Raw genomic sequence first — 11,738 nt, 5'->3', positions numbered from 1 at the left:
TGCCATGAGCGAAGCGACGGGCGAGGCCTGCGAGCATCACGCGCACGGCTACATCGAGCACAAGGACGAGCTGCTGAAGCGGCTGCGGCGTGCCGAGGGCCAGGTGCGCGGCGTGCACCGCATGGTCGAGAACGACGAGTACTGCATCGACATCCTCACCCAGGTCTCCGCCGCCACGAAGGCGCTGGAGCGCGTGGCGCTCGCCCTGCTCGACGACCACCGGCGGCACTGCGTCGCCCCGGCCGCCGCCGCCGGCGGGGCCGTGGCGGCGGAGAAGCTGCACGAGGCCTCCGCAGCGATCGCGCGCCTCGTGCGCTGACCCGCACCCCGCAGAGCTCCGAACGAAGGAATCGCATGGCCAGCTCCGACGACACCACCGGCATCGACACCACCACCGGCATCGACGGCGCCGATACCGCCGGCGACGACGAGTTCGAGCTCGCCTCCCCCGGCCAGATCGACGTGACCCCCGAGATCGACGAGATCGCGGAGTTGCGCCGCAAGGGCAGGAAGCTGCCCAAGGACGACGATCCGGACGCCCCCTGGCGGCAGGGCCACCCCTACGACACCAAGATCTCGCGCGCGGCCTACGAGCGCGACAAGCGCAAGCTGCAGATCGAGCTGCTCAAACTGCAGGCGTGGGTCAAGGAGACCGGTCAGAAGGTCGTGATCCTCTTCGAGGGCCGCGACGCCGCGGGAAAGGGCGGCGCGATCAAGCGCTTCACCGAGCACATGAACCCGCGCGGCGCGCGCGTGGTGGCCCTCGAGATCCCCACCGAGCGCGAGCGCTCGCAGTGGTACTTCCAGCGCTACGCGGCGCACCTGCCGAGCGCCGGGGAGATCGTGCTCTTCGACCGCTCCTGGTACAACCGGGCCGGCGTGGAGCGCGTCATGGGCTACTGCACGCCGCAGCAGTACCTGGAGTTCACCCGCTCGGCCCCCGAGTTCGAGCGCATGCTCGTCAACTCCGGCGTGCACCTCATCAAGTTCTGGTTCTCGGTGGGCAAGGCGGAGCAGCACTCCCGCTTCGTGGCCCGATCCCACGACGAGGTGAAGCAGTGGAAGCTCTCTCCCACGGATCTCGCCTCGCTCGACAAGTGGAACGCGTACACGGAGGCGAAGGAGGCGATGTTCTTCTACACCGACACGCCCCACGCGCCCTGGACCGTCGTGAAATCGAACGACAAGAAGCGCGCCCGGCTCGAGGCGATGCGATGGGTGCTGTCGCGGTTCGACTACCCCGACAAGGACCGCCGGGTCGTCGGCACGCCCGACGCGAAGATCATCGGCTCCCCCGCCACCGTCTACGACGAGGGCGAGACGCCGGCCGGCAGCTTCCCCGTCGTCGGCGGGTGAATCCGCGGAACGCAGTCAGGAGGCCGTCGTGACCGATCATCGCACCACCCCGACGCAGCGCACCGGCGCGGCTCCGAAACGCAGGCGCAGGGGGCTGCGCAACACGCTGATCGTGCTCGGCTCCCTCATCGTCCTGCTCGGTGTCGCGGCGGGCATCGGCTACGCCATCCTCGCGAACTCGTTCAACGAGATCCAGCGGGTCAGCATCGAGCAGGACCCGTCCCTGCCGCGGCCCGATCCGGTCGCCCCGCAGCCCGACAGCGCCGGCGGCGCTCCCGTGAACATCCTGCTGCTCGGCTCCGACTCCCGGGAGGCCACGGACACGTCGCTCGACGCCGCGGACATGACCGGCTTCCGCAGCGACTCGATCATGGTCGCGCAGGTCGCCCCCGACGGCGAGCACGTCACGGTGATGTCGATCATGCGCGACAACTGGGTGGAGATCCAGGGTTACGGCGAGGCGAAGATCAACGCGGCCATGTCGTACGGCGGACTGCCGCTCGCGGTGAACACCATCGAGAACTTCATCGGCGCCCGCATCGACCACGTCGCCCTGGTCGACTTCGAGTCGTTCAAGGGTCTCACCGATGCCGTCGGCGGTGTCACCGTCACCAACGACCAGGCGTTCACCTCGATGCACGGCGTCACGTTCGAGGCGGGCCGGATCACCCTCGGCGGCGATGAGGCGCTCGGCTTCGTGCGCGAGCGCTACGCCTTCTCCGACGGCGACTACCAGCGCGCCCGCAACCAGCAGGCCTACATGAAGGGGCTCGCGAGCACCGTCCTCAGCCGGGAGACGCTGGGCGACCCGGGCAAGCTGATCAACACCTTCGAGGCGCTGAAACCCTACCTGATCCTCGACGACGGCTTCGACCTCGCGGCGGTCACGGGGCTCGGCTTCGGCATGCGCGACGTGCGCAGCGACGACATCCGATTCTTCACGAGCCCGACCCTCGGCACGGGCGAGTCGGCCGACGGCCAGTCCATCGTCATCCCGGACCGGGAGGAACTGGCCCGCGTGCAGGACGCGTTCCGCGCCGGCACCCTGCACGAGTACGCGGCGACGCGCGCGCCCGGCTCCGAGCTCCCCTGACGTCTCTGACGAGAGAACCGATCCGGTCCACCAACTATCCGGTAGACCGGTCTCCTCCTGATCCTCTCGATGCTCGCCGAGGAGATTGATACGGACAGCGAGGAAGGAGAGGCGACGCGGCTCAGCTCGTGCTGCTCGTATCGGTGCTGAATCAGTTCAACACTTGTCCGATACGCCGTGGAGTGTATGAAGAAGAGTATGTCGTCGCGCCGTCGTAGCGAGGGGACATGGCGCCTACCACTCCGTTGTTGGAGGGGAGGAAGGCTGAATCCACCCACGACGGACACTTCAAGGCTCGATTCGGATTGATGCGGTATGTGGTCAGAACACCCGGAGCGTTGTTCAGTTTCACCTTGAGATGGCTTGATACGTGTTTGAACTCGACCACCGTCCTGACGGGAGTTTCCTCCACCACGATCCATTTGCCATCGATCTTCCTCACATTGTCCGCATAGGCGGTGTACTCTGCTTTCGTCTGAGGACGGCCCTTCCAGATCGCGCCATAGGGGGACTTCGTCGGATGCTTGACCGTGCTGTCCTTCTTGATTCCGTGCCGGGTCTTGATCTTGGCCCATCCGAAGCCTTTCCCGGATGTCTTGCTATAGGTCCCTTTGCGGAGGAGAATCTTGGTTTTTTGTTCCGTTCTTCCAGCTCGCAACGACCGCGGACTTCGGGGCGGCCGCCTCTGCTGCCGACACGGGTAGGAAAACAAAGAGCAGTGCCATCAATGCCGCGAAGGTCGTCAAGCCGAGCTTCGAGCTACTGGTCGATCGACGTTCTCCGGAGAGGAAAAGATCAGAGTCGGGTGGAGCGACATCAGATCTCCCGTTACGTCACACCAATGCACGGGCTGTCCGCCGAGTCCGAGGCTGGCCTCCCAGGCGAGACCGAGAATGATGCCCGCTCCTGGGGGCGGCTCGAAGTCATGAGTAACGACCTCCTGCGCATACTCTTCAGCTGTGGTTGCGTCATCGGAGAAGATTTCATATAGGTCTTGTTGGCGGTAGATTCTGCCGAAGAGCATGTCGGGCGCGCCCCATCGGTAGACGATCAGGGCAGTGTCGGGCGCACTGAGAGCAACGCGAACAACGGTGTACCTGCCATGCTCAGCGCCTTCTTCAACAATCGCGTCAATGAACCGCCGAAGCAAGGTCCCTTTATTCATGTGATTAGCGTACATTGACCACTCTCTATTCTTATATTTCACATAAGAAAAGCAATGAAATCCATGTCCCAGTTGCAATAGTCTCGAGGACACAGTGCAAGGCCCTCTTCGGAAGTGGCAATAGCAGCATCGTGGGAGCAGGGAGTCTCGCGTACCCGATGCTCTCGGGCGTCAGCGAATGAAGCGGTGCGACGGCTTCGATTGACGCCGAGGCGGTCGCGCAACGGGCCAGGCTTCTGGGCCTGGTGATCGCGTGGGCGCCGAGGCGAGATAGAGTCGGGCGATGACAGCGGACCCCTCGCTCCGCTCTCCGATCGCTTAGACCACGGCCTGCGCGCTCCGCCGCTGAGCCGCCGGTTCCAGCAGTTCGAGGGCGCGACGCAGCGCCGTGCTCGAGGTGTGGGCCGTGTAGGGGAAGTAGACGATCTCCACGCCCACGCGGGCGAATCGGCGCTCGAGCTGCCTGCCCTTCTCGGTGCCGCGCCAGTCGTCGCCCTTGAAGAAGTGGGTGAAGCGCACCTCTTCCCAGACCTCCAGCTTGTCGGGCACCCGCTCCACGTAGACCTCGTCGACGAAGTCGATGTGCCGCACGATCTCCGCGCGCTCGGCGGTCGGGATCACCGTCTCGCTCCCCTTGACCGCCCGCAGCATCTCGTCGCTCACCACCCCCGCGATGAGGTAGTCGCACTGCTGCCGCGCGTGCCGCAGCAGATTGAGGTGCCCGACGTGGAACAGATCGAAGGCTCCCGCCGCGTAGCCGATGCGCCTCATGCCTCTCCCCTTCGTCGACGTTGACCGCGAAACGATGCGCGTGCCGTCAGCGTAGGTTCGAGAGGCGTGCGATCGCATCGGCGGGAACTACGTAACCTCCGGGAGGCCTGGGCCCGTACCCCCCGACCCGCCCGCAGTTTCAGGGGAGTTCGGCGAATCGGAGGATACGGGGGCGGGTAGACGGCTCACGGGGCCCGCACGCTACGCGCGGCTGCGGACCCCTGCCGCCGGATCCATCGTGGTGCGCCGCCGGGGGCGGCGGAGACGCGGCTTCGACCGGGACACGTCTAGTACGCTCCTTCCCGCTGCACCATGACGCGGGCGGTGCGCCACATGATCTGCAGGTCGCTCATGAGCGACCAGTTCTCGACGTAGCTGAGATCGAGCCGCACGCTCTCGTCCCAGGAGAGGTCGCTGCGCCCGCTCACCTGCCACGGGCCGGTGATGCCGGGCTTCACGTAGAGCCTGCGCACGATCCTGCCGTCGTAGGCGGTCACCTCGTTCGGCAGCGGCGGCCGGGGGCCGACCACGCTCATGTCGCCGAGCAGCACGTTCCAGAACTGCGGCAGCTCGTCGATCGAGAGCTTGCGCAGCACCGCGCCCACCCGGGTGACCCGGGGATCCCGGCGCATCTTGAACAGCAGCCCGGCGCCCTCGTTCTGCTGCTGCAGCTCGGCGAGCCGCTGCTCGGCGTCGACCACCATCGTGCGGAACTTGTACATCTTGAACAGCCGGCCGTCGCGGCCCACCCGCTGCTGCGCGAAGAACACGGGGCCGGGAGAGTCCAGCTTGATCGCCAGCGCGAGGACGGGGGTGATCAGCGCGATGCACGCGAGCGCCAGCGCCGCGACGGTGATGTCGAGCCCGCGCTTCAGGAGGTAGTAGCCGCCCTCGTAGGAGGGGATCCGGATCTGCAGCATCGGCAGCCCCTCCACCGGACGGAACGAGATGCGGGGCCCGACCACGTCGGTGAGCTGGTTGGAGAGCACCAGGTTCGCCGCCGTGCCCTCGAGCTGCCAGCTGAGCTCGCGCACGAAGGACGAGTCGTTCTCCGGCCGGCTGGCGACGACGATCGTGTCGGCGCCGATCCTCGCGGCGATGTCGGCCACACGCTCGAGCGATCCGCGCACCGGATACCGGCGATCGCCGACGATCACCGGGGCTCGGTCGGTGCCGAGCAGCGCCGCGCCCACCACGTGGAATCCGTTCTCCTTCGCCTGCAGCGTGCGGATCACGTACTCGACGTCGGCGCGGTCCCCCGCCACCAGGGTGCGGGAGGCGTAGTGGCCCGAGGCGCGGCGGTCGCGCAGCCAGCGGCGCCAGCGCCAGCGCGAGATCAGCAGGGCGACGAGACCGATCGGGAGCGCCGCGAAGATGAGGACCCGGTCGCCGCTCCAGTCGAGCACCAGCACCCAGATCGCGATCGCGCCGAAGGCCAGCCCCGTGGCGTTGGCCACGCGCTGGTACTCGGTGGTTCCCGATCCGAGGCATTGCATATCCCTGCTGCGCATGCCGGAGAGCAGCAGGAACCACAGCGTCGCGAGCATCGCGCCGGCGAGGAGGGTCGTGCTGCCGACGCCGGCGATGATCAGCTGCAGCAGCGCGGCGGCGCCCACGGCGAAGAGGATCACCGTCATGTCCGAGAGCCTCAGGCACCAGCGGAAACGTCGCTCCCAGCGACGCCGACGCTCGAGCGTCGGCGTGCACCGGGGCGACACCGCGATCGGCCCCGTGAACGTCTCGGACCCTACCTCAACCAGCATGCCGACTCCCCTGAGCAGTCCTACCATCGTCGTATGTGTCGTCATGCTAGGAAGCGGGCGGACGCGCCCGCGCAAGGATACGCAAGCGCTACGCAGCCCATATGAGCATTGCGGGGAAACGCGGACGCCCCCGTCGTGCGACGGGGGCGTCCGGCTGCTCCGCTACGTATTCGGCGGCGTCACCTCGGGCCGTGCTCGCGCCGGAACCACTGGCGGAGCTCGTCGCGCCCGCTCACGTGCAGCTTGGTGAAGACGTGACGCAGGTGGGTGTCGACGGTGCGCACGGAGAGGTGGAACTGCTCGGCGATCCAGCGGCTCGAGTATCCGAGCGCCGCGAACATCGCGATCTCGCGCTCCCGCGCCGACAGTGCCTCGGTGAGCGGCAGCGGCATCCAGATGCCGAACTCCGTCAGCGTCCGCGCCGGCGGCGTGTCCCACGCGGACTGCCCGTCGAACAGCTCCTCGCAGTGGGCGAGCAGCACCGCCGAGATGGGCAGCTCCACCCGGCCCGCGAGCGTCTGGATGCGGGCCCGGTAGATGGCGGCCTCGTCGGGGGCCTCCACCGCCAGGATATGCAGCGCCTGCAGCTCGATCGCGTCGAGATGCTCCGCGCGCGCCCAGGCGGCGAGCCGCAGGCCGAGGGCGGCGGTGCCCTCCTCGGCGTTCCACTGGCGCGCTCGCACCGTCATCAGTCGCACGTACCCCGCGATCACCTGCGAGATCCCGAACTGCCGGGCCTCGGCCAGCCGGATCGCGCGGCGGCTCGCCTCCTTCTCGCCCAGCGCGGCGAGCGCCAGCGCCAGCGCCGCGCTCGCCAGACCCGCGAGGCCGTAGCGGTCGTCGACCGCGAGGCGGGCCTTCAGGCGCTCCGCGCGCTGCACCGCGAGCCGCCACTTGCCGTCCGCGAGGCTGATCAGCACCGCGCACGCCTCGACCAGTCCCGAGAAGTGGAGGTCCGAGAACGAGGCCTCCGAGAGCTCCCCGAAGGTGTGCCGCGCCTCCTCGATGGAGCCGCACGACCAGGACCCGACGAAGCTGCAGAACCGGAGCAGTTTCGCGTTGTCGAGCTGCTGCTCGCCGATGGAGGCGATCGAGGCGGCGTGGTCCGCGAGCCGGATCGCCGACTCGTACCGCCCCTGCTGACTCAGGATCAGCGAGGATACGGCCCGGGCCCGCGTCCGCTCCCACTCGATCGGCATGCTGTCCAGCTCCTCGGGCTCCGGTGCCAGCTCCGTCGCCTCGCGCAGATGCCCGGTGCTGCCGAGCAGCACCACGCGGGCGCTGCGGATCGACTCCCGCACGGCTCCGCGGGACTCCCCGAACTCGCGATCCAGCTCGTCGAGGATGGCCGCGGCCTCGACGGCGTCCTCCCGGTCCATGACGCAGTGCTCCACAAGTGCGAGCTGCAGGCGCACGCGCTCCTCCGAGGGTGTGGTGGCCGACCTGCGGAGCCGCCCGATGGCCTCGCGCACGTGGGCGAGCGCCTCGTCGAGCCGGGGCCGGTCGCCCGTCAGCCGCGCGATCTGCGCCGCCTGCAGCGACGCCTTCGCCAGCTGGGAGGTGGAGGCATCGGGGTGGGAGGCGAGGGCCAGCGCGACCCGCAGGCGCAGACGCGGATCGGAGTCGCCGCGCAGCCCGTCGAGGGCCTCCGAGAGCCAGGCGATCGGGAGGTTGCGATGCGCGTCGAGTCCCATCTCCACCGCGCGGAGCAGCAGGCTGGGCGCGCGATAGGGAGCCCCGTCGGCGAGCTCCTTCTGGAGCGCGTCGAACAGCTGATCGCTCACCTCCACGACCCGCGAGGGCGACATCTGCTCCCGCACCGCGGCCGTCAGCATCTGGTGACGCAGGCTGAGCGTGAACCGGCCGTTGGGGGCGGACCCCACTGCGAGGATCCCGCGGTCCTGCAGCGTCGCGACGTGCTCGGGATCGAGCAGTTCGACGAAGGTGTTCTCGAACATGGGCTCCACGTGGGCGACGAGCTCGAGCGTGCGCAGCTCCTCGGGCGAGCAGGTCTCGCGCAGGAAGTCTCCGAACTCGGAGGGCACCGTCTCGGCCCCCGGCAGCTCGTAGACCACTCCGCGGTGCCTGCCGATCAGCCCCTGGCGATCGAGCGCGAGCACGAGCAGCATGATCGACAGCGAGTTGCCCTCGGTCACCCGGTACCAGCGCCTGAGCGTCTGCAGCTCGACGTGCTCCGCGCCGAGGAGGCGCTCGACGAACCGCCGGCTCTCCTCGACCGTCAAGGGCGGCACCGTGATCTTGTGCACCCTCGGATCGCGCGCCACGTGGGCGGCCGCGCCGCTCAGTCGGCGCGCGGTGCCCACGATCCGGCTCTGGCGCGACCGCACGAGCCGGTCGAGCATGAGCGTCGCCTCGGTCGAGTACTGGTCGATCCCCTGGGCGACGATCAGCGGCGTGCCGTGCTCGGCCTCGCGCTCGATGGCCTCGATGAGACGCGCCCCGACCGCCGCCGGCTCCTCCATCGAGAAGCGGCCGCGACCGTCGGGCGAGCTCCGCTCGGCGACCGCCGCGGGGAAGCGACGGCCGAAGTGGGCCGCGATCCCGGTGACCGGATCCGCGGGCGGGATCAGCGAGATCATCGCGACCCGCTCGCCGAGGCGCTCCGACAGCGCCGTCGCGGCCTCCTGCACGAGGCGGTTCTTGCCGGTGCCCGCCTCGCCGATGAGCAGCGAGACGCTGCCGGGGGCGATGAGCGTCTCGACGACCGCTTCCAACCGCTCGGGAGTGCTGCTCTCGGCGACCGTGGTGGCCGCCGCGTCCGGAGACGCCGTCGTCGTGCCGCACTCTTCGAGATGTAACTTGAACAACTCCATCACTGACTCCCTCAGGGACGTCAGCCAGCTCCCCTACTGCCTGAAAGTCCATTCAGAGTAGGTTTCGAATCTCGGCGTCGGCGGCAACGATACGCGATTCGCACTTACGTAAGTGTGCACCCGATCGCGCGACACGTCAATACACATCGCCCGATTCGCGTATGCGCATGATATGAGCCGAGTCGCACCGGGATGCCGGACACGCTTGCGCGGGCCGCGGAGACGGAGCACCATGAGAGCATGAGCACTCTCGATCCCGCCGATGCCCGATTCGAGTCCGAACCGTCCGATGCCGAGGCCGAGACCCTCGGCACGGGGGCCGCACCCGGGGCGTTCGCGCTGTTCGCGGTGTTCCGCCTCAGCTCCTCGCACCCGCTCGTCATCGACGGCCGCGACGTGCCGGGCTCCGTGCGGGAGCTCGAGGACGTGACGGAGCTGATCGAGAACGAGGGCGTCACCCTGCGCGGCTGGTACGACGTGAGCGGCATGCGGTCGGACGCCGACCTGATGGTCTGGCTGCACGGTGCCGCCGCGGAGGATCTGCAGTGGGCTCTGCGCGAGCTGCGCCGTTCCAGCCTGCTGAGGCCGCTCATCCGCACCTGGGGCGCCATGGGGGTGCACCGCGACGCCGAGTTCAACCGCAGCCACGTACCGGGCTTCATGCGGGGCGAGCCCGCCCGGCAGTGGCTCGCCGTGTACCCGTTCGTGCGCTCCACCGACTGGTACCTCATCGATCCCGCCGACCGCGCCCGCATGCTCGCGGAGCACGGCCGGGCGGGGGCGGCTCACACCGGCGTCGTGGCCAACACGGTCGCCGCGTTCGCGCTCGGCGACTACGAGTGGCTGCTGCCGATGGAGTCCGACGAGCTCACCGAGCTGGTCGACATGATGCGGGATCTGCGCGCCGTGGATGCGCGCCGCTACGTCAGCGCGGAGACGCCCTTCTACACCGGCCGGCTCATCGAGCCCGCGGAGATCGTCGAGGTGCTGCAGTAGGCCTGCGGCTCAGCCCTCGGCCCGCGAGCGGTAGTCCGGCGAGAGCGACAGGGCGCTGAAGCGGAACGGCCGGTCCACGCGGGTGAACCCGAGGGAGCAGTGCACCACCCCGGCCGGGATATACACCGAGCCCGACGTCGTGATGATGTGGCGCTCGCCCTCGATGTCCATGTAGATCTCGGCCCCGAGATCCTCGGGATGGTCGGGATCGCCGCCGGTCCAGATCAGCACCTCGTCGTAGTCGTGCACGTGGGGGTTCACCCAGTGGCGCGGCTCGTCGGTCTCGTGCACCCAGATGTGGGTCATGTTGATCCGGCTCTCGGGGATCAGCCCGGGAGGCACCAGCCAGTGCCCCTCTCCCAGATTCTCCGGCAGCTCGAGTCCGGCCTGCTCGCCCTCGTTGTCGAAGTCGCCCGCGCAGCTCGGCATGCGCCTCACGAACAGGCGCTCGTACCCGCTCTCGCTCTCGGCCGCATCCGTCATCATCGCCTCCGCTCTCCGCGACGGCACCCTCGCCACCGCGGTGTCAACAAGCGTAGACAATAAGATCTGCGGAGGCAAGCGATCGAGACGGCCCGCCCGGCGGGATCACAGCCCGGAGTAGGCGTGCAGACCCTTGAAGAAGACGTTGACGATGGTGAAGTTGAAGATGACCGCGGTGTAGGCGATGACGTTGAGCCACGCCGATCGGGTGCCGCGCCAGCCGCGCGTCGCGCGCGCGTGGATGAAGCCGGCGTAGAGCACCCAGATCACGAAGGTCCAGACCTCCTTCGTATCCCAGCCCCAGTAGCGGCTCCACGCCCGCTCCGCCCAGATCGACCCCGCGATCAGCGTGAACGTCCAGAACACGAAGCCGATGATGGCCAGCCGGTAGGCGAGATCCTCCAGCCGCACCGCGCGCGGGAAGCTCACCAGGAAATCCAGGCCGCCGGGCTCGCCCGCGGCGATCCGCGCCTCGCGCCGCGACTGCATGAGCTGCAGCACGGACAGGCCGAACGAGAGCGTCAGGAAGCCGACCGCGAGCACCGCGACGAGGATGTGGATGACCAGCCAGTAGGAGTCGAGCGCGGGCTGCAGCGGCACGATCGCGACGTAGAAGTTGATCTTGGTGAGTCCGAGGAACAGGACCGTGAGGCCGGTGATCAGCGCGCCCAGGAAGCGCAGGTCGACGAAGAACTGCACGAGCAGGAAGATGAGCACGATCGCGCAGGTCGCGGTCAGCGCGAACTCGTACATGTTCGCCCACGGCACGCGCTCGGCGCCGATCCCGCGCAGCACGGTGGCCACGAGGTGCATCGCGAAGGCCAGCACGGTGAGCGAGAACCCGATGCGCAGGGCGCGGGATCGCGGCTGCCTGGCACCCGCGTCCGCTCGTCCCGAGGAGCCCGTCGCGGTGCGCACGAGCGTGGCGGTGCCGGCCGCAGCGGTGCCTGACGCCGCCGCACCGTTGGCGGCCGCGTCGCCGGCCGCGGCTCCCGCGGGGCGCGCCGCCGCAACCGAGCGCTGCTTCGCCGCGGCCGCGTCGCCGCTGCGGTTCGCGAGATCGACGACGTAGAAGACGAACGCGATCGCGTACACGATCATGGCCGAGTAGAGGGCGATCGTCGAGATATGTTCCAGCTCGCTCACAGTTGCTCAGAGTAGCCCCGCAGTCTGGGAAGTCCCCCGGTCGCACGGCGGCGCCCGCCCTCGGTCTCCCCCCCCCCCCCCACAGCTCGCCTCGAACGGCGCGCTCCCGCCCGAAGACCGGCCCCGCATGC

At 68.7% G+C, this 11,738-nt stretch carries 11 protein-coding genes; 4 read left to right on the top strand and 7 right to left on the bottom strand.

The window, feature by feature from the left end; translation table 11 throughout:
- Window positions 1–4: 4 nt before the first annotated feature.
- From ACWKZU_RS03885 to ACWKZU_RS03875, 3 genes are read left to right on the top strand one after another with little or no spacing between them, the layout of a single operon-like run.
- Entirely contained in the window at window positions 5–319 is a 315-nt protein-coding gene (locus ACWKZU_RS03885; protein ID WP_449281077.1) for a metal-sensitive transcriptional regulator, read from the top strand.
- Window positions 320–354: 35 nt separating this feature from the next.
- Complete coding sequence (gene ppk2, locus ACWKZU_RS03880) at window positions 355–1,356, top strand: polyphosphate kinase 2 (RefSeq protein WP_449281076.1); 1,002 nt, start codon at window positions 355–357, stop codon at window positions 1,354–1,356.
- Window positions 1,357–1,384: 28 nt separating this feature from the next.
- The gene (locus ACWKZU_RS03875) at window positions 1,385–2,449 is read left to right on the top strand and encodes an LCP family protein (RefSeq protein ID WP_449281075.1); all 1,065 of its coding nucleotides are present in this window, start codon (window positions 1,385–1,387) and stop codon (window positions 2,447–2,449) included.
- 151 nt (window positions 2,450–2,600) lie between these two features.
- Here the strand turns inward: ACWKZU_RS03875 and ACWKZU_RS03870 are convergent, their stop codons facing one another.
- From ACWKZU_RS03870 to ACWKZU_RS03850, 5 genes are all read right to left on the bottom strand, one after another.
- Window positions 2,601–3,107, bottom strand: a complete 507-nt coding sequence (locus ACWKZU_RS03870) for a hypothetical protein (protein ID WP_449281074.1) — start codon at window positions 3,105–3,107, stop codon at window positions 2,601–2,603.
- Between the two features lie 84 nt (window positions 3,108–3,191).
- Window positions 3,192–3,614: a hypothetical protein gene (locus ACWKZU_RS03865; RefSeq protein ID WP_449281073.1), complete on the bottom strand. Its 423-nt coding sequence runs from the start codon at window positions 3,612–3,614 to the stop codon at window positions 3,192–3,194.
- Window positions 3,615–3,932: 318 nt separating this feature from the next.
- Window positions 3,933–4,385, bottom strand: a complete 453-nt coding sequence (locus ACWKZU_RS03860; protein ID WP_449281072.1) for an adenylyltransferase/cytidyltransferase family protein — start codon at window positions 4,383–4,385, stop codon at window positions 3,933–3,935.
- A gap of 287 nt (window positions 4,386–4,672) precedes the next feature.
- Complete coding sequence (locus tag ACWKZU_RS03855; protein WP_449281071.1) at window positions 4,673–6,148, bottom strand: sugar transferase; 1,476 nt, start codon at window positions 6,146–6,148, stop codon at window positions 4,673–4,675.
- A 179-nt stretch (window positions 6,149–6,327) separates the two neighbouring features.
- Window positions 6,328–8,982, bottom strand: coding sequence for a LuxR C-terminal-related transcriptional regulator (locus ACWKZU_RS03850; protein WP_449281070.1), 2,655 nt, complete (start codon window positions 8,980–8,982; stop codon window positions 6,328–6,330).
- 240 nt (window positions 8,983–9,222) lie between these two features.
- Between ACWKZU_RS03850 and hemQ the strand changes: the two genes are divergently transcribed.
- Complete coding sequence (hemQ, locus tag ACWKZU_RS03845) at window positions 9,223–9,978, top strand: hydrogen peroxide-dependent heme synthase (RefSeq protein ID WP_449281069.1); 756 nt, start codon at window positions 9,223–9,225, stop codon at window positions 9,976–9,978.
- A gap of 9 nt (window positions 9,979–9,987) precedes the next feature.
- On the opposite strand, the gene ACWKZU_RS03840 is transcribed toward hemQ, so the two are convergent.
- Together ACWKZU_RS03840 and ccsB are read right to left on the bottom strand one after the other, a co-directional pair.
- Window positions 9,988–10,461, bottom strand: a complete 474-nt coding sequence (locus ACWKZU_RS03840) for a hypothetical protein (protein ID WP_449281068.1) — start codon at window positions 10,459–10,461, stop codon at window positions 9,988–9,990.
- Between the two features lie 105 nt (window positions 10,462–10,566).
- On the bottom strand, window positions 10,567–11,562 hold the full coding sequence (ccsB, locus tag ACWKZU_RS03835; RefSeq protein WP_449281172.1) for a c-type cytochrome biogenesis protein CcsB: 996 nt from the start codon (window positions 11,560–11,562) through the stop codon (window positions 10,567–10,569).
- Window positions 11,563–11,738 lie beyond the last annotated feature (176 nt).

It is taken from the genome of Leucobacter sp. (assembly GCF_053528595.1).
Note: the sequence above shows the minus strand (reverse complement) of the source record. Positions and strands in the feature narration are given on the sequence as shown.